The sequence below is a fragment of the Flagellimonas alvinocaridis genome (genome assembly GCF_004916895.1).
Lineage (GTDB): Bacteria > Bacteroidota > Bacteroidia > Flavobacteriales > Flavobacteriaceae > Flagellimonas > Flagellimonas alvinocaridis.
The window spans coordinates 255,633-275,331 of sequence record NZ_SNTZ01000001.1 but is presented as its reverse complement, the minus strand read 5'-3'; the positions used below and the strand labels follow the sequence as shown (position 1 = coordinate 275,331).

Here is a 19,699-nt window from a genome sequence, read left to right as displayed (position 1 = left end):
TTGGTTATTATTTTTTGTTTTATTCTATCTTTTGTAATTCACCGGATATCAATACCTCGCCCAATACTGGATTGACAAGGTAATTTTTTGCGATGTTCTGAAAATCTTTTATCTGAGTATTTATCCATTCCTGATCTTTACCCATTTCTCCAGCCATAATTTCCGCTACTTTTGGAGCCAGTTCAATAGCCGCTCTGGCGTTCAGGAATAGAATGCGCAATCGGCGAGCCAGTATGTCGTCAACCGTACGGGCCATTTCATGGCGGACCGCCCAGATTACCTCGGCAACGGTAAACGGAAATTTAGGATGGAGCGGGTGGTTCCAATCAGGATGGTGTCTTTTAAGCTGAGCAATCCCTATGGCATCTGCTCCATAAAACTCAAGCGCTCCGTCCGCTATGTTCCCTGTTGTATATCCATGGATTTTTAAGGTCTGTGTTTGACATGGGCCGGCTGATAAACTACCAACTTCTATAGCTTGGTCCACCGTATCTTCTGCCATCTTCCTGTAGGTGGTCCATTTGCCTCCTGTAATGGTGATCAATTTGGATGCGGTGACTTTAAGCTTATGGTCCCTGGATATTTCTTTGGTGCCCACTTCCTTGTTTTCAGGTAGTACGAGAGGTCTGAGACCTACGAATACGCTTAGTACATCTTTTTCCTTGGGGACAATTTTCAGATAATCTTTTAAGGTATCCAAAATGAAATTTATTTCTTGCTTCAGGGGTTTTGGCTCCAATTGATGATGATCTAAAGGTGTATCGGTAGTGCCTACTAAAAGATGATTATGCCATGGAACGGCAAAAAGTACCCGACCGTCAGTGGTGGCTGGTATCATAAGTGCATGCTCGCTATCGAGGAAGGATTTGGGTAGAACTAAATGAATTCCTTGGCTTACCTTTAATAAAGTATTGGCATCCGGATTGTCCATTTTAAGGACATCATCTACAAAGACCCCAGTGGCATTGATGACCACTTTTGCCTGTACACTATAGGCTTTTCCTGTTTCCATATCAGTTACCTGCACTCCGGTCACTTTGCCATTGAAATCTTTATTCAACTCATTTACCTTCATGTAATTAAGTAGATTCCCTCCTTGTTCAATACTGGTCTGGGCCAAATTGATGGCCAAGCGGGCATCATCAAATTGTCCATCATAATATTGCACACCGCCATTGAGTTTCTTAGGATTTAGATTACCCATCTGTTTAAGTACGGTAATGCGTTTTAGTAGGGAGGTATTTCCCATTCTGAATTTTTGTGCCATCCAATCGTAAATTTTCAAGCCAATACCATAAAAATATTTTTCCCACCAGCGATAGCTGGGGATAATAAAGGAAAGTGAATTGACCAAGTGAGGTGCGTTTTCCAGCATTATTCCTCTTTCCCGTAACGCCTCAAAAACCAGTTTAATGTTTCCTTGGGCCAAGTATCGTACACCTCCATGTGCCAACTTGGTGCTGCGGCTAGAGGTGCCTTTGGCAAAATCGGACTGCTCAAAGAGCACTGTTTTTAAACCTCTTGAACTCGAATCTAATGCCACACCAAGTCCTGTGGCACCTCCACCAATGACCAGAATATCCCAAACTTGATGTTCTGTTTCAATTTTTCGCAACAACTGTTCACGACTAAATACGGTTTCTTTTTGTTCTTTTTTCATGCATTATTAGAAATAAAACGAAGCAAATATAATATAAATACAACCGTAGAATAACATAAAAACAAAAAAAAGTTCTATAAAATGTCAAAACGGTATTTGTTTTTATTTTTTTTTGTTACTTTCGTAATTATTAAAAATTGTATTTTTTTAAAACCAACTACTAAAACTAAATTTTAGGAATCCAATGAAAAAAAGTTATGTGTATTTGTTCTTGTGCAGTTTGCTCTCTTTCTCTGCTTGGTCACAAGATAATATGATTAGGGGGGCGATCACCGACCAAGCAGGTGTTCCTCTTCCTGGGGCGTCCATTGTTGAAAAGGGAACTTCGAATGGTGTGGTTTCTGATTTTGACGGACAGTTTGGTTTAACCCCTTCCAAGGGAACAGTAGTCCTTGTAATTTCTTATGTGGGTTATACGACACTGGAGGTTTCCGCTAAATCAGGGTCTTTTCAAGATGTTATCATGCAAGAGGATGCCAGTGAACTGGACGAAGTGGTTGTCACAGCTCTCAATATTACCCGTGAGGAAAAATCCTTAGGTTATGCCGTTGCCAAGGTTGAAGGGGAAGAAGTGACCAAATCCGTGTCGGGAAATTGGTTGAACGGTATGTCGGGAAAAGTTCCGGGTCTCTTTTTTGCCCAAGCCGGCTCTGGACCCAGCGGTTCCATCCGCGTGACTCTTAGAGGTGATCAGTCGTTGAATTATGGAAGCAATGAGGCGCTTATAGTTGTGGATGGTGTCCCTATTAGTTCAGGTATGACAGCTACGCGGGCAGTGAGCAATTATGCGCAAGCCGATGCTCCGGTGGATTTTGGTGATGGTTTGAGTGACATCAACCCTGAAGACATAGAATCAGTATCGGTTTTAAAAGGTCCTGCCGCCGCTGCTCTTTATGGTTCTAGGGCGGCCAATGGAGCTATAATGATTACGACGAAATCTGGTAAGAAAGGTAAGGGTTTGGGTGTTACTGTGAACACCACTGTGAGTTTTGAGCAGGCTGGGTTCTTTCCTGATTTTCAAACGGAGTATGGGAACGGTTCCGACAGGGGTGAGCAACCATATTCCCTTTGGGAGTTGACGGAAGACATGGCTCCCGATGGAGTGGCAACCAACAGACATTACTCTAGATACACTTTTGGGGAGCGGTTCGATTCCAACAAAATGCGTTATCTGTATGCTTCAAAAAACTGGGAGACTGGGGAATTCTCCAAATTGCCTTGGGTATATCAAGATGATTGGTATACAGGTTTGTTTCGAACAGGGGTCACCACGATCAATACGGTAAGTATCAATGGAAACAATGGTGAGGGCACTTCAAGTAGATTATCGATTACTGATTACAAAAACGATTGGATAATGCCCAACACTGGGTTTAATCGCCAATCGGTGTCCCTGGCGTTCAATACACCTATCAATGATTGGATTTCCCTTAACTCCAAGGTGAATTATTACCGTAAGAAAAGCGACAATATGCCAGGAGGGGGGTATGATGAGTCCAACCCTATGTATGCCTTGATTTGGGGTTTTAATGTAAACAGTATGGAGGATTGGAAAAATGAGTATTTTGAAGGGAGGTACAATTTCTTGAATTGGTCTGCACAAGGGGAGAACGGACAGGGACTGGTGTTTCCTTCGGCAAACTCATTCAACCCATATCGTACTTTGTACGAGGCCCTTAGCGCTCACGATAAGAATAGGGTGTTTGGAAATATTGGATTGAACTTTGACCTTGGTCATGGCTTGTCTTTGGACTTACGTTCCGGTTTGGACTGGTCCACGGAATTTAGGACACAACGAAGGCCTTATTACACAACGGATTACCAGAATGGTTTTTATAGGGAACAGACGGTTCGTTATTTGGAGAACAATAACGACTTTATGTTACGTTACGAGAACAATGATATAGCCGATGGCCGATTTACGCTTTCTGCATTTGTTGGTGGAAACAACAGAGTGAATGAGTATTATAACAGTAGAATCACCTTGGAGCAATTGGGGGAAGAGGGAATCTACCATACCACCAACTTGCCTACAGGAGTCAATCCGGACAATTATAATTATAGAAGCAAAAAGATTGTCAACAGTTTGTACGGAATGTTATCGTTGGGTTGGGATGATACTTACTTTTTGGATGTTACTGCACGTAACGATTGGTCCAGTACGCTTGCCCGTAGCAACTGGTCATTCTTTTATCCATCAGTTGCTGCAAGTGTACTACTTGATAAAGTATTTGATTTCCAGACCAACGCTTCCTGGGTCGATTTTACCAAGCTACGTTTTTCCTGGGCCAATGTCGGTAATGACACAGGTGCCTATTCGTTGTCACAGCCCTATGGAAATACTTCGTTCCCTGGAGGTTATGTACTTCCAGGAACCATTAGGAATCCATTGATCAAACCAGAAAATATTGAAAGTTGGGAAGTGGGTCTTGAGGCTAAGTTTTTCAAAAATCGATTGTCGTTTGACATCACTAAGTATTATTCTTCAACTACCGATCAAATCGTTTCGGTGAATGTAGATCAAATTACTGGAGCAACAGGTAGGATAGTCAATGCTGGGGAAATCACCAATGAAGGTATTGAAATTGCTGCTGGGTTTGTGCCAATAAGAACCAAAGATTTTGAATGGTCATTTGATGCCAATTGGTCCAAGAACAACAATACCTTGGTGAGCCTACAAGAAGGCTGGGATCCGGAGGAACCCCTACAGACTGATATGGGTACTACCATAGGGGGAAGGGTCTATGTCTACTCTTATTTGGGTGGGGAGATGCACAATATTTATGGACGTGGATTCCAAAGGGCACCAGAAGGTGCCACCTATATTGACGAAAATGGAGAGACGATTGATGCTTCTGGAATGCATATTGTAAACTCCCAAGGGTATCCGGTCCTGGATGAGTCCCCCGACCGCGAGATTGCAAAAGTAAACCCAGATTGGAGAGGGGGTATGACGCAGCGTTTTAGATACAAGAACCTCTCCCTATCTGCGGCATTTTCTGCACAAATGGGGGGGAGTGCCTATTCTGTGACCAATTTTGCCCTTTCGTATCAAGGAAAACTTAAAAACTCTTTGGAGGGGCGTTATGATGGATTGGTACACGAAGGAGTCAATGCAGTAGAAAATACGGATGGTACTGTTACCTATACCAAGAATACAACCGTAACGGAAAACGTCCAAACCTACTACAATGCCTATATCTGGAACAGGAACAATACAGAGATGAATACCTTTAGCACGGACTTCTTGAAGTTGAGGGAACTACGATTGGATTATCAAATGCCGCGTAAAATAATGGAAAGTACTGGCATTTTCCAAGACATGAGTTTTGGAGTTTTTGCAACCAATGTATTTTGTTTGACCGATTTCCCTCAGTACGATCCCGAAACGGGAATGTTGAACGGTTCGAATATCATGATGGGGATTGAGTCCGTAACCTTCCCAATGACACGTACATACGGTCTAAATGTTAAACTTTCATTCTAACCATAAAGCATGAAAACGTTGAAAAAAATAGCACTTATTATAGGAATCATGGTACTTACCTGGGCATGTACCGACAATTTTGAAGAAACCAATACAGACCCCAACAGAACCATAGTAGGGGATATACAGGCGAGCGGCATGTTTGAACCGCTTTTGTACAACGGAGCCAATGCTTGGCAGAATTATACTTGGTTTTGGAACAACGAACTTATCCAATTCACTGCCTTCACCGGCGGGACTACCCGTCAGGAGCATCGTTATTTTATCAGTGATGCCAATTGGCAGAGTGTTTGGAACTTTTATGCCAGATATGCCAATAATGCTTTGCATATGCATAATTTGAGCATTGAGCAGGAAGACCCCTCGTTGGAAGCCATTTCCATTACATTAAAAGTCCTTTACCTATCAAACTTGACAGATATGTTCGGGGACATTCCCTACTCCGAGGCCTTTTTGGCCCTCTCGGAAGAAGGGGTAGTGAAACCTAGATTTGATTCGCAGGAAGAGGTATACCGACAAATGTTTGCTGATCTAGAGGAAGCCAATAACATCTATGCCACAAATCCCATATTCATTAAACCTTCTTTGGATGGTATGTATGGTGGTTCCATGGATCAGTGGCGTAAATTCAATAACTCCCTCTACCTGCGCTTGCTTAACCGTGTTAGTGGACGAAGCTCTATGAACTCTGGAGACAAAATGACCGAGATGTTGAACAATCCATCAAAATACCCCGTATTCACGTCCAATGAGGATAATGCGACCGTGGTATTTTCGGGAAATGATCCTTATCGAAGTCAATTTGATAATACCAATGAAGGAAGTTTTACCAGTTCAGGGAGAAAACTTACGGAGCAGCTCATCAAGATGACCGTCCTGACCAATGAAAGTGATGAACAAATCTATGAAGACCCTCGACTGGCCATATATGGCAAGAAAAATCCAAATACAGACCCTAATCTTCCACTTGTGTGGAAGGGTACTGTGGCCGGATGCACCGAATCTGAGCAGAGTGATGTGGATAGGGGGACCTCATGGCTCAATGCGGCGGTTTTCTGCCGAGCCGATGCCCCTGGGTTTTTCATGGATTTTGCCGAAGTACAGTTCATCTTTGCGGAAGCTGCCTTAAAGGGGTTGATTCCGGGAGGGGAATCCGCTGCGCGTCAATATTATGAGTCGGCAGTTGCGGCTTCCATTGAAAAATGGGCTCCCTTGGGACAATACAGTGAAACACCTGTGGTCATTTCCAGTGAGGACATCTCTGCTTTCTTGGCTTCGGATCTAGCGGCATGGGATAGTTTGGACAATAAGGAAGAGCTTATCGGCAACCAAAAATTCCTTGCCCTTTTCTGGGTGGGAATGGAGGCATACCATGAATACAGGCGCACCGGTTACCCCGAGCTTACAATAGGGGATGGGGCTATATATAACGATTTTATACTACCCACTCGATTTGCCTATCCAAATACGACCATGGCCACTAATGGGGAAAATGCTCAAGAGGCGCTTAGCCGCATGGGCGGGGAGAACAATATGAAGACCCCTGTATGGTGGAGCAAGGAAGCCATTGAATAAACAAAGAAGCCAAACCCAAACATTTTGATAAAAATCTCAAGAATATGTATAGTAAAGGAATTTTAACAATAAAATCGTATCCAAAGTTCTTTTGGGCGTTGATGATATCTTGCTTTGTTGCTGTATCCTGTAATGACGACAATGGAGATGGAAATACAGGCGACCCCTATTTTATGATCGAAGATGACCCAACTTCCCTGACGGTGAGTGTTGAAGGTATTAGTCAAAAATATGTCGTGCGTTCCAATAGGGATTGGAAAGTGGTGGCCCAGTCGAGCGTCGATTGGGTAAAAGCCTTTCCTGATGAAGGTGATGAAGATGGTATTTTTAGTTTTGATGTGGATCCCAATGATTCTTTTGAAAGCCGGACCGTGAACTTTGCATTTGTGGTTGGTGGAGAAGAACAACCGGTTCTTTTTAGAATCGACCAGGAGGCCAACGTTCCATACATTACCATTGTTGATGGAGAAGATGGTATTTCTGTGCCATCTGCAGGAGGGGATGTGAACGTTTCACTGGAAACCAATGTGGAATGGACCTATGTATTGGGAGATGAAAGTTGGATAACCGGGGTAGAACAAACCGATAACTCTTTGGTCTTGAACGCAGAAAAAAATACTGGTTTGGAACGAAGTACCACTTTAACCATCCAATCAACCACCAATGGGCTTACCGAAGAGGTAGAGATAACCCAGTCAGCTGGCAATGTTATCTTGGAAGAGGACTTCAGTTGGCTTACCTACGGTAGCACCATTTTCTATACAACTTCCGGTGAAACGAGAATGGACAACTGGACTGATGAGGAAATGTCCCGTGGTTGGACAAGCACCGAAAATACCTTTACGAACAACCAAATGGTGGTCTATGCCAGAACCGGTTTTGTAAAATTGGGTAAGACCAACTATGGTGGCGATCTTATTTCCCCGCCCCTTGCGGAACTCGATGGGCCGACCAATGTACAGGTGACGTTCAAAGCCGTTCCTTATAAGACGGCAGGTGGGACCCAGGATGATAATAATCTCGTGGTAGGGGTTGTAGGTCCAGGGACTACTAGCGTCCCTTCATTTACCGTAAGCAATTATCCTGACTATGAAGCCGATCCAGATTGTGTCCTGATTTGGGAAGACGAGAGTAGCACTTACACTTTTACCATTACAGGAGCTACCTCTGAGACCCAGGTTCGTTTTCTTGGCGGGGCTTTTGACCTAAATGGTGTAGGGGCAGGCAAAAACAGGATCTTTATTGACGATATTAAAGTAGAAATCATCAACTAGGCACGTCCAATGAAGCATACCCGTAGAAAATTTATGAAGACAGGTATCGGAGGCCTCGCCTCGGTGACCACCTTCAATATTCCCTTTTTTGGATTAATTTCCTGCAGTTCTGATGGTAATAATGACGTTCCGCTGGACAATGGTTTGGGCATCACCGGGGTCTCCGTACCTCCGGTTATCAATGCCTCGGCAGGGAGTGAGTTCATCCTAAATGGAAAAGGATTCAAGACAGGTGACCAAATCGAATGGATTTCCACCTCGGATGACTCCAAAAAGTTCTTGTCCTCAATAGGCTCTACAACTGAAACGTCCGTTACTTTGGTGTTGCCGACTGAAATTCCTTCTGGCGGTTACCGTTTGGTACTATCCCGAAATGGGGAAACTTTGGCAATGGGGTCGGTTCAATTGAACATAGTGGCTGATTCTGATGTGCCGGATATTGAAGGGATGACCATCAAGGGTGTCGTTTTCAGTAGTGGAGTTGGAGTGGCCGGGGTGGTGGTTTCCGATGGTCATGAAGTTACCACAACCAATGAAGATGGTATTTATTATCTGCCCTCTGGCAAGGAGTCTGGATTTGTGTATATATCTGTGCCTGGAAATTATGAGGTGCCTACCAATGGTAACGCTCCTCAATTCTTCAAACGACTTAGTGCTAGCGTTGAAACGGTGGAACAGCATGATTTCTCATTGATAGAAGCCGATAATATGGAACATGTGGTGTTGACCATGGCAGACTGGCACTTGGCCAACCGAAACAACGATTTGGAGCAGTTCCAGAATATGGTATTACCTGATGTAAATGCCATGATTGATTCTTATGCTGCGGCAGGTACCAAAGTGTATGTCCTCACTCTTGGGGATATGACCTGGGACCTTTATTGGTACAGTAATGGTTTTGGTCTTAACGACTATATCCCATACATGAACCAGTTACACTCCCCGGTGTTCAATGTAATCGGTAACCACGATTATGATCCCTACTTCGCCAATGATCGTTTGGCGGAAGATCGTTACAGGAATATTTTGGGGCCAACGTACTATTCTTTTAATCTGGGCCAAATCCATTATGTGGTACTCGACGATGTGGAATATTTAAACACAGGGGGGTCACAAGGAACTGTTGGAAGTCGTAATTATAGGGAGCGTTTGGCTACCGAGCAATTGGAATGGCTCAAAAAAGATTTGGCCATGATTACGGATAAGAGCACGCCTATTGTCATTGCAACCCATACCCCTGTGTATGCCAATCCTTCACTGGACGGGAGTGGGGATCAGGTCGATTCCTATAAATTGGACAATGCACCGGATCTTATGGCCTGCCTTCAGGAGTTTTCAACAGTACACATTCTTACGGGCCATACCCATATCAATTATACGGTGGAGGAAGACCCTGGTATTATGGAACACAATACTGCGGCCATATGTGCCACTTGGTGGTGGACAGGTCGTGAGGGCTATGCCGGGAACCACATTTGTAAGGATGGTAGCCCAGGAGGATATGGAATTTGGGAAATCAACGGCGCCAGTATGCAGTGGCAGTATAAAAGTATTGGTTTTGAAACTGATTATCAGTTCCGGGCCTACGATTTGAACACGGTCCATATCACAGCGGCCGAGTTTGCTCCTAACGCTTCGGAAGGGGATATGGAACAATATGCCGGGCCATATGCCTTGCCCAACCTCAACAACGAGGTCTTGATCAATATTTGGGGCTACGATGAACAATGGCAGATTGAAGTAAGTGAGAATGGACAGCTCCTGGATATCTCTCGGGTCAAAATGATGGATCCCTTACATATTATTTCCTATGAGGCCAAGAGATTGAACGTTGGGGCCCAACCCACGGGCTCTTTTGCAACCAATGAAACGGCCCATCTGTTCAAGGTAACGGCATCGGCGCCAGATTCCACATTGGAAATTAAGGTGACTGACCGGTTTGGAAGAGTGTATACCGAGAGCATGCAGCGGCCCAAGGCTTTTTCAACAGCCATAACTTAATCTTAATTCAGTATCATTTATAAAATCATTGACATTTCTATAATCACTATGAATTTTTCAGTTATTTGTTCTCAATTGGCAAGACGGGGGGTATTTTTAATACTCCCCCTCCTGTTCTCAAACCTTTCCTGTTCAGAAAAGATGGACACCAGTACCCGCGTCATTGCACATCGAGGGGCTTGGAAAACGCAGGAGCTTCCTGAAAACTCAATCGCGGCATTGAAACATGCCATTGAATTGGGTTGTTATGGTGCTGAGTTTGATGTCCATATGACCATGGACAGTATTCCGGTGGTAAACCATGACCCGGATTTTATGGGCATGGACATTGAGCGTACCAACTATACTGACCTATTATCGGCTTCTCTTCCAAACGGAGAAAAAATACCTACTCTGGAAGCTTACCTTAAGGAAGGGCTCAGGCAAGATAGAACACGGTTAATACTTGAAATTAAAAAAGCTCCCTCTGGCAAGGAGCATACTTTGCTGTTGACCGAAAAAGCCGTGGCCCTTGTAAAGCAACTTGGCGGGGAAGATCTCGTAGAGTACATTACCTTCGATTTTGACGCTGGAGTACGGGTCAGTCAATTGGCACCTGGGTCAGAAGTGGCTTACCTTAATGGAGACATGACTCCTTCCGAGGTCAAGAAATCGGGATACACCAGTATCGATTACAACATCAAGGTTTATCGCAAGCATCCTGAATGGATTGAAGAGGCGCATAAGGAAAATATGACTGTCAATGTGTGGACTGTGAATACGGAGGAAGATATGATCGACATGATTCAAAAAAAGGTGGATTTTATAACGACCAATGAGCCCGAGAGGCTCTTTGTCCTTTTGTCTTCACAAAAATAGTTCACAATTCTGATTTGAATTTGGGTAGAATTCCCATCTTTTTAGTGCAAATAAGGATGTAGGATTTCTGCCCAATACAAATACCCTTTTTCATTAAGATGCAGGCCCTCATCCGTATATTTGGCGTTCAAACTTCCTGAACTGTCCAAGAACAAGGGATGAAGGTCTATCAATGTCAATTCATACTTCTTAGCTAATCGCTTGATACCTGTATTCACTTTGACTATGTGTTCATCCTTGTTGTAATGTCTTTCATATTCACCAAAACTACTGTTGACGGGGAGAATAGTCTGTACCACTAATCTGGTTTTAGGTGATTCCTTTTGTATGCGGGTGATGATGGTCTCGTAATTTCGTATAATCTCATCATCTGGGAAATTCCGTGAAATATCGTTAATGCCGATCAATAGGAAAATTTGCGATGGCCGCCCTTTCGTCACTTCATCCAGGCGTTCCAAGATACCGAAAGTGGTATCCCCTGAAATCCCTCGATTCCTAGCTTGGGGAAGCCGTAGGAGCTCATTCCACTGGGCACGAGCCGTAATGCTGTTGCCTAAAAAAATAATGTCATTGGTCGAGTCTGGATAAATTTCAAATTGACGTACTTGAACATCATAGGTGCGGGGACGGTAATCCCTGTTAATTTTATCAGTTTGTGCTGCAACACTCATGGTACTCAAAAAGGTTGTATATAGAATCACTTTGGAAATGGGAAATCTCATTTTCATCGAATTATAGAAAGAAATCGAAATATAAGGAAATTAATCGGAACTCAAGTAAGGGAATTTTTGTAAATTTGAAAACCTGCTCAGCTGCATTTACTATTCATGAAATTTAAACGATGGTCACCTTTATTCCATACTCTTCTAGGGCATTTTGGGTAAACTTGGAGATACCGTGATCGGTGATGATCTCATCAATATGCTCAAAACCACAGATGCGGCCGAAGCCACGTTTGCTGAATTTGGTGGAGTCGGCCAGAACAATGGTTTTCTGGGAAACCTTGATCATTTCCCTATTTAGGTGTGCCTCCATTACATTGGCGGTGGTCAGTCCAAAATCAAGGTCAATGCCATCCACGCCCAGGTAAAATTTACTGCATGAAAAATCTGGTAAAATAGACTCGGCATACAGTCCTGTAACGGATGAAGATCGTTTTCGGAGCACTCCTCCCAATTGTATCACCTCTATTTCCAAATGGTTGTTCAGTTCCAATGCTACATTCAGTGCTGATGTGATGACCGTTAAATTTTCTTGTGGCACTATTTTTTTGGCTAGGGCCAATACAGTTGTTCCCGAAGCAATCAAGATGGAGTCGTTGGGAGTGATCAATTTTGCGGCAGCAGCTCCGATTTTGGTTTTTTCATCGTAATGAATTTTTTCCTTCTCGTTGACATGCTTGTCAATGGTATATGGGTTGATCAATGTTGCTCCACCATGCACTCGATAGACGAGACCTTTTTCCTCCAAAAACTTAAGATCCTTTCTTGCAGTTACCGGTGAAATATCCATGGCCTCACAGATATATTGAACCTTTATCTGCCCCTCTTGTTGAATTTTTTCAAGGATATGTTTATGTCTTTCTACAGTGTTCATTTACTGGATGGTTAGTTTGCGTCTGAGAAATAACTGAATGGCTTAAAGGTATAAATTTTGGAACAAATGCGATGTCTTCCTGTTCTGCCTTACAATCATTTTGTGTTTTCTTCTACAAAAGCGTTTTGTGTTCAGTTATTTGAGAAAAGCTTTTGGATTTCCTTAATCGGAATTATTGTCTATAAAATAACAAAAAGAAACAAAAAGATATTGTTTGAAAGTGATGCAGGTGGTATATTAGCATATATAATAAGCTCGAAATTCCTCGATTAATCCCAAATCAATTTTATTTTATAAAATCCAAACAAATGAAAATTTTTCTCAGATTGATAAATTGGTCTAACGTATTTTTCCTATCTATATGCTTTCTGGGCATGGCATCCGCACAACAACCCAGACCAAAATTGGTCGTGGGTATAGTGGTAGATCAAATGAGGGCTGAGTACCTATACCGTTTTCAAGAGAATTTTACTGAGGATGGCTTTAAACGCTTGATGAGTGAAGGTTTCAATGTAAAGAACATGCATTATAACTACATTCCTACCACTACTGGTGCGGGGCACTCTTCCATTTATACTGGGACAACGCCCGCCCGACACGGTATCGTAAACAACAATTGGTTCAGCCGTGTAGAGGGTAAAACCGTTTATTGTGCCCAGGATATGGGGGTTTCACTTGTAGACGACCCAGTCACCATGGACTCCAATAACAAAGAAAACTATTCTAGATCTCCTAAGAATCTAATGGCCAATACCATTACTGATGAACTTAAACTTGTCTCTAATGGTAGGTCCAAGGTGGTGGGGGTTTCTCTAAAGGATCGCTCCGCCATTTTCCCTTCTGGCCATATGGCCGATCATGCCTTTTGGTATCATTCAGGGAACGGTAACTTCATCAGTAGTTCATATTATGGGAAGGAATTGCCGGATTGGCTTGTTGCATTTAACCAAAGGAAGTTGTCCGATTCCCTATTGAACGAAACATGGGCTCCTTTTTTGCCAATGGAACGCTATCGGAACAGCAATCCCGATGACTCCCCCTTTGAAAAAATCTATAAGGGAAATGAAGAAAGTGTTTTTCCTTATAATTTGAAAAAGCTGAGAAAGCAAAATGGCGATTTTGCCATGCTCACAGAAGTACCCTTTGGAAATACTATAGTGACGGAAATGGCCATGGCCACTATTGAAGGAGAAGAATTGGGGAAAGGAGATGATATAGATTTTCTTGCATTGAGTTACTCAAGTACTGACTATGTGGGCCATTATTTTGGGATTCGTTCCAAAGAACTGGAAGATACTTATGTGCGGTTGGATAGGGAACTTGCCAGATTACTTGCTCATTTGGATAGGACCTTGGGCGAGGGGAACTATTTGATTTTCCTTACGGCCGATCATGCCGCTAGCGATCATCCCGGTTTCTTGGAACAAAAACAGCTTCCTGGTAGGAGTTATGATCCTAAAAAATTGGGACAGGAACTCAATGAATATCTTTCCAAAGAATCGGGTTTTGAGAATTGTGTCTCATTCATTGATAATACCCAAGTTTATTTATCCTTAGAAATAAGGACCAACAGGGAACTTCTTGGAAAAGCGGCCCTATATCTGGAAGGGGCAAACAACATCAAAGAGGTCTTTGTGCCTGCCTTGCATGATTGGAATTTGGGAAATAGTGCTATTGGAGAGTTTGTGCGCAATGCATACAATTCCAAAAATTCAGGGGATATACTGCTACATTCTCTCCCGGGATGGATGGACCAAAGAGATTATGGAACCACCCATGGAACCGCCTATACCCCAGATACTCATGTTCCTATGCTATGGTATGGATGGGGAGTAAGTAAAGGATTGAGTGTTGCTCCACATACTATTACACAAATAGCACCAACATTGTCAATGCTCTTGGATATTCCCTTGCCCAACGCTTCAGATGTGAAACCAATTGAGGAATTGTTCAAATAGTTAGGTCAAACCTTCACATGTTTACGAGTTCTATAATTTCAATTTATTATAGCATGCTCATATGGATATTTATGTCGCCGTTGCATCTCTTGATTACAATGAATATGGATGCAGAGATTAGTTTGTATTTGATGTTGCGAAAGATAAATCAATCACAAAAGTTCAGAAATCGTCAACATTTTAAAATAAAAAAGTGGAACCCCCAATAAAATAAGGGGTCTGGGGGAAAAGTTCGATTCTTGCCGGGGGCTACTTTTTTTACTTCCAAAGGATTCAATAAACCATACTATATGAATATATTCTCCTTTAATGTGCTATTAAAGGTGCATAAATCGTTTGTTATCCTGTTTTGGTAGGATGTTATTTGGCTTTATTAATTGGCACTCAAGTGAAAAGTTTGAATAGGCCATACCTTTTTTCATGCAGAAATCGCAGGCCCTATTGCTAAAGACTGCGATTTACTACAATCAAACAAACTCAAAAAACGTTAACTCAATTCCATATAGGGACTATCCATGGTATTATGTACGCTTGGGCCAAAGTGATCAAACAAATCAATAAGAGCATGATCAAACTATGTTTTAAGGTATATCTAAAAAGTTGTGCTTCCTTGCCAATCAACCCCACCGCAGCAGTGCCTACAGCAATGGATTGGGGAGATATCATTTTTCCGACCACACCACCTGAAGTATTCGAAGCTACGGTCACCAAGGGATCAACTCCAATCGATTTAGCTGTTTCAAATTGAAGTTTCCCAAAAAGGGCATTTGATGAGGTGTCCGAGCCAGTTACGAAAACACCAAGCCAACCCAAAATAGGGGCAACAAATGGATACAAAAACCCAGTATTGGCCAATACCAAGGCAATGGTGATTACTATTCCTGAATCGTTTACCACATAAGCAAATCCCAAAATGGCCGAAACTGTAATTATGGGGAACTTTAGTTGTTTTAAGGTTGAAAAAAATAAAGCAAAACCTTCTCTATATTTCATCCCAGAAATAGGGATGGACAAAAGTGCTGTTATCAGAATGGCCGTTCCAGCTGCAGAAAGCATATTTAATTTATACCCATGGGGAATGGGTTCGCCCTGTCTATCCAAAATAACATTGTGCAGTCCTTTGATGTCAAACTTGAACGTACCTATCAAGTCGAGCTTTTCTTTTACAGGTGCCAACCCCCAAACAATTATCAACACGGCTAAAATCACAAAGGGGCACCAAGCAATGGCTATTTGCTTTTTGGTATAGGCCATTTTTTCCACTTCAGAAGGAGCTTCCTCGTTCTCGAACCTCCATATGTTTTTCGGTTTCCAGAATTTTAAAAAAATAATGAGACAAATGATGGATCCCAATCCGGCAATGATATCAGGAAGTTCCGGCCCAAGAAAATTGGATGAAAACCATTGTAAAGAGGCAAAGGATATACCACAGACCAGTATGGCGGGAAACACTTCCAATGATTTTTTGTAGCCACATATCAATATGGTCAAATAAAACGGAAGTACCACAGACAAAATGGGCAAGGTACGTCCTACCAGTTGGGAAATGGCCATTTCAGGTATTCCCGATACTTGAGAAGCTACGGTAATGGGTATACCGATGGCCCCAAAGGCAACGGGTGCTGTATTTGCTATCAAGCAAATACCTGCTGCATAAAATGCATTGAACCCCAAACTTACCAGCATAGCTGCCGTAATGGCGACTGGTGCTCCAAACCCTGCCGTTCCTTCTAAAAATGATCCAAACGCAAAGGCTATCAACAATGCTTGCAGCCTACGGTCCGAGGTAATGGATGCCATGGAATGTTTAATAATCTCAAACTTTCCGCTTTTAACGATAATGTTAAACAAGTAAATAGTGGTCACTACAATCCAGCATATGGGAAACAGCCCATACAAAGCACCGTGGGTAAAAGACAATAGAGCCAATTTTATGGGCATGCCATATATCAACACAGCTACAAGTAGGGCTGCCAATGCAGCATACAAACTGGCCTTATGGCCTTTCATTTTTTTGATAGCCAAGGCCCAAAAGATAGTGGCAATGGGAACAAGGGCAATCAATAAAGACAAATAGATATTGCCTAAGGGATCTACAATTTGGTTCCAGGTCATCAAATTCAAAATATAGGTTAGTATCCTTGTTGTTTGAGTTTACATGGATGGAAGCCCACTGATCACCCTTGGAAGTGGGGCTGTAAGTCCATTTAAATCGTAGAACACCCGCCCTCCTTTGATGGTCACTTGGCATTCAAACTTTTTGGTGCCAGACATTTTGGTGCCCTGCTGGTCATAAAATCCAAATTTTCCATCGCGGAGGCTGAGGACGGTAACATCTCCTTCCGATCCCACGGAAAGATTTCCCAATTCTTCTCTTTTTATGGTTTTTGCCGGATGCCAGGTTACAGCGGTTATTATATCCTCTAGACCCATACCCATAGCCATGAATTTTGACATTATGCTCAAGATATCCTTCATGGCAGCGTTCATACTTCCTCCATGCAGGTCCGTACTGATGACATCTGGGTAGAATCCATCCTTGGTGCCTGGAATGGCATTGGCGTACTTGAAGCTTGCCCCTCCATAACCAACATCATAAATAAGACCTCTTTTGCGCGCTTCAAGGACAAATGGTTTAACCTTATTGGTTACGGTATCTATTATGGGTCTTCCATAAACATGTGTAAAAATATCCCCAGGCCTAAAACGTTTAAGAATGGCGTCCTCCAATTTGCCATCCAACATTACCGGTATGGTCCCAGCCATGTTGCCCGCTTCTATTGCGCGATCAATGGGGACATAATAGTCTTCCCCCTCACCTCTAAAGTGTGCAACCTTGAAACCTACGATCAGGTCTGAGTACCTCCGGGCCACCTGGGCACTCAATTTTGCATCCATGTCGCTGGTATCCTGCTCCCAAACTCCTCCCTTCATTCCTTCGCCTACTATATTGAGGAACGATAGAATTCGCGTATGGGACCGGTCAATGGTCTGCTCCTTGAATGTCTGGAAAGACTTCCATCCTGCACTTCCGGCATCAACAAGTGTGGTAACCCCATTCCGAAAAGTAAACCCATCGGGAGGAACGGCGTAAAAACTATTTCTTAAATAATGACCGTCTTCCACCCCAAAAAAGCCATGTGCATGCATATCTACCAATCCTGGCACCACATATAGCCCCTTGGCATCAACAATTCTATTGGCCCTTTTCTTATTGATTTTTTTGGAGATTAGCGCCACCTTTCCGTCTTTTATGGCTACATCAAGTGGTTCATTAATATCATTTTTAGGGTCGATTACGTGACCACCTATGATGGCAATATCAAATTCTTGGGCATTTAATCCATATCCCACATAAAGGCAAAAAAACACTAGTGCAATAATTTTTTGTTTCATTTTAGGTTGATTTTTTGTTATTCATGGTAAACTATTTTTCACCTAATATGTAGGTGTCAAGAATCAATATTTCCGTTTAGCTTCCCATTTTCCATTGCCATACTCGCTAAAACTAACATCGCCACCCATGTTTTGTGCGTTATGTACTTTTCCTTTAAAAGTGAAGTTTAGTCGAACCCCGTCTTCGGTATGTGAACTACGGATCAGCACCTCGTCTCCATGAATGTTGCCCATTAACCCTCTGGATGCATAGCTGCCATAATGCGTTCCCTTGATGTCTTTATCTTTCTGTACAATCACAAAGGTTTGATCTGATGATGTTGCTGCAAACCACATTGTAACTTCCCACTCCCCGCTTAAATTAAAAGAGGCAGGTGCTAAATTCTTCTCAATTTTTGGCGGGTTTGACAAAACCTCAAAAACGCGATCGGCGATTATTTTTTCTTCACCATCTTTTAATTGCGACGTGTTTATGCCAATGGTTGGGCTGGTATTGGGCGGAAAAGGTAAAAAACTCCCGGCCCCGCTTACAGCCACTCGAGGCGTTTGGTTCCACAAAATCTGTTCAACTTCATGCCCTGTCAGTGGTATTTTTTCCATATCCCATTTTACCCGAAGTGATGGACTTGGGTTGGATAGCTGTTCCGGTGGGGGTTGTCTTATGGAAGTTTCCAAACCGGGGATCTTATTCAGTTTATTGGCGATATATTCCAACCTATTGGTCCATACTTGCCTTTCTCCAACATGATCTCTCTTCATCCACATTTCCACTGCGGCAAGCATTCCCATGATTTCTTCCCGACCCACCTTATATCCACGACCGAACCCATGGTGCGGTGCGCTGGTCACCCAAGCTGCTTTGATCAAATCTTTACGGCCCAATAACAATCCAGCACATTGGGGTCCACCTAAATATTTTCCACCGCTGTAGGCAACCAAATCGGCGCCCTGCCCTATATGAGGGTTGGGCACTGGGAGCCCTTCTGCTGCAGCATCGACCAAGATGGGTACATCCAGCGGTTTGGTGACACTGGCAATTTCTTTTACGGAAAGTGGTCCGTTCATGGATTTTGATCCTGCCAATACAAGTACCATTGCAGTTCGCGGTCCTAGGGCAGCTTTCAGCTCTTCCTTGCTGTCCACCGTGATCATTTTTACCCCAACCCCTCTAACTGAAGATTCGTAAGCGGTCCATGAGTATTTGGGAATAATGACCTCGTCCTTCATGCCTTCCAGGTTAGGGAGTTGCCAGAGCTTATCTGGATCTCCGCCAGTGACAATTCCTGTTGTGGCGATAATGAGCGCTCCCGTGGCTCCGGTTGTGACCACACCATATTCCGTTCCGGTCAACGCTGCCAAACGCTGACCAACGCCATCCATCAATTCATCAAATTCAACATAATGGTGAGTAGCCTCTTCCATTGCCTGCTCAACTTCGGGCAATATCCGGCAACCACCGATGACGGTAATAGTTCCTCTTCCATTGATTACGGGGCGTACACCTATTTTTTCATAGATGTTCTTTCCTTTTTCAGCCTCAAATGCCAGTCCTTTTAGGGTCTTGGCCGTTTCAGTTTGTCTTCCTGCATATAAGCTGGAGGGGATTAATTGAGCTATTGCCCCAGTTAAGGGAAGTACACCCAACTTTCTAATCAATGTTCTTCTTTTCATAATTAATATCCTGGGTTTTGGGTTAAATTAGGGCTGTTATCCAATTCTTGTTGAGGTATTGGAGGCCGCCTCGCTTTACATCAAGAATCATGATTGATTTAAGTGAAGTTGTACGAATGACATAAACGTACTTCCCTTAGAAATATCAACAGATTGAATTTTCAATACCTTAACTTTTTTTAAAAAATATTTTTATAACCTTATCATTTTAACATTTAAATCA

General features: G+C 42.9%; 12 protein-coding genes and 1 pseudogene. 6 read left to right on the top strand and 7 right to left on the bottom strand.

Annotation, left to right across the window (positions count from 1 at the left end):
- Positions 1 to 19: 19 nt before the first annotated feature.
- Positions 20 to 1,660 (bottom strand): glycerol-3-phosphate dehydrogenase/oxidase, encoded by a 1,641-nt coding sequence (locus tag EZV76_RS01205; protein ID WP_136564773.1) that lies wholly within the window; start codon positions 1,658 to 1,660, stop codon positions 20 to 22.
- 184 nt (positions 1,661 to 1,844) lie between these two features.
- Here EZV76_RS01205 and EZV76_RS01200 point away from each other — a divergent pair, with 184 nt between their 5' ends.
- From EZV76_RS01200 to EZV76_RS01180, 5 genes are all read left to right on the top strand, one after another.
- Complete coding sequence (locus EZV76_RS01200; protein WP_136564772.1) at positions 1,845 to 5,147, top strand: SusC/RagA family TonB-linked outer membrane protein; 3,303 nt, start codon at positions 1,845 to 1,847, stop codon at positions 5,145 to 5,147.
- Between the two features lie 9 nt (positions 5,148 to 5,156).
- Complete coding sequence (locus EZV76_RS01195) at positions 5,157 to 6,722, top strand: SusD/RagB family nutrient-binding outer membrane lipoprotein (protein WP_136564771.1); 1,566 nt, start codon at positions 5,157 to 5,159, stop codon at positions 6,720 to 6,722.
- 44 nt (positions 6,723 to 6,766) lie between these two features.
- Complete coding sequence (locus EZV76_RS01190) at positions 6,767 to 7,996, top strand: BACON domain-containing protein (protein ID WP_136564770.1); 1,230 nt, start codon at positions 6,767 to 6,769, stop codon at positions 7,994 to 7,996.
- Positions 7,997 to 8,029: 33 nt separating this feature from the next.
- A complete protein-coding gene (locus EZV76_RS01185; RefSeq protein ID WP_236640828.1) occupies positions 8,030 to 9,997 on the top strand; it encodes a calcineurin-like phosphoesterase C-terminal domain-containing protein in 1,968 nt (655 codons plus the stop codon).
- Between the two features lie 141 nt (positions 9,998 to 10,138).
- The gene (locus EZV76_RS01180; RefSeq protein WP_236640827.1) at positions 10,139 to 10,855 is read left to right on the top strand and encodes a glycerophosphodiester phosphodiesterase; all 717 of its coding nucleotides are present in this window, start codon (positions 10,139 to 10,141) and stop codon (positions 10,853 to 10,855) included.
- Positions 10,856 to 10,896: 41 nt separating this feature from the next.
- Here EZV76_RS01180 and EZV76_RS01175 read toward each other — a convergent pair whose 3' ends face one another.
- Both EZV76_RS01175 and EZV76_RS01170 read right to left on the bottom strand, forming a co-directional pair.
- Entirely contained in the window at positions 10,897 to 11,577 is a 681-nt protein-coding gene (locus EZV76_RS01175; protein WP_201741805.1) for a GDSL-type esterase/lipase family protein, read from the bottom strand.
- A gap of 112 nt (positions 11,578 to 11,689) precedes the next feature.
- Positions 11,690 to 12,451 (bottom strand): DeoR/GlpR family DNA-binding transcription regulator, encoded by a 762-nt coding sequence (locus tag EZV76_RS01170; RefSeq protein ID WP_136564766.1) that lies wholly within the window; start codon positions 12,449 to 12,451, stop codon positions 11,690 to 11,692.
- Positions 12,452 to 12,759: 308 nt separating this feature from the next.
- On the opposite strand from EZV76_RS01170, the gene pafA reads away from it, so the two are divergent.
- Entirely contained in the window at positions 12,760 to 14,409 is a 1,650-nt protein-coding gene (pafA, locus tag EZV76_RS01165; RefSeq protein ID WP_136564765.1) for an alkaline phosphatase PafA, read from the top strand.
- A 492-nt stretch (positions 14,410 to 14,901) separates the two neighbouring features.
- Here pafA and EZV76_RS01160 read toward each other — a convergent pair whose 3' ends face one another.
- The 4 genes and pseudogenes from EZV76_RS01160 to EZV76_RS17495 form a co-directional block, all read right to left on the bottom strand.
- Complete coding sequence (locus EZV76_RS01160; RefSeq protein ID WP_136564764.1) at positions 14,902 to 16,524, bottom strand: L-lactate permease; 1,623 nt, start codon at positions 16,522 to 16,524, stop codon at positions 14,902 to 14,904.
- A 39-nt stretch (positions 16,525 to 16,563) separates the two neighbouring features.
- The gene (locus tag EZV76_RS01155; protein ID WP_136564763.1) at positions 16,564 to 17,805 is read right to left on the bottom strand and encodes an amidohydrolase/deacetylase family metallohydrolase; all 1,242 of its coding nucleotides are present in this window, start codon (positions 17,803 to 17,805) and stop codon (positions 16,564 to 16,566) included.
- A 63-nt stretch (positions 17,806 to 17,868) separates the two neighbouring features.
- Positions 17,869 to 19,476 carry an aminotransferase class V-fold PLP-dependent enzyme gene (locus tag EZV76_RS01150; RefSeq protein WP_136564762.1) on the bottom strand — a complete coding sequence of 536 codons (1,608 nt, stop codon included), beginning with the start codon at positions 19,474 to 19,476 and terminating at the stop codon, positions 17,869 to 17,871.
- Between the two features lie 2 nt (positions 19,477 to 19,478).
- Positions 19,479 to 19,538, bottom strand: a pseudogene (locus EZV76_RS17495) (RagB/SusD family nutrient uptake outer membrane protein); the annotation flags it as partial.
- Positions 19,539 to 19,699: the final 161 nt, after the last annotated feature.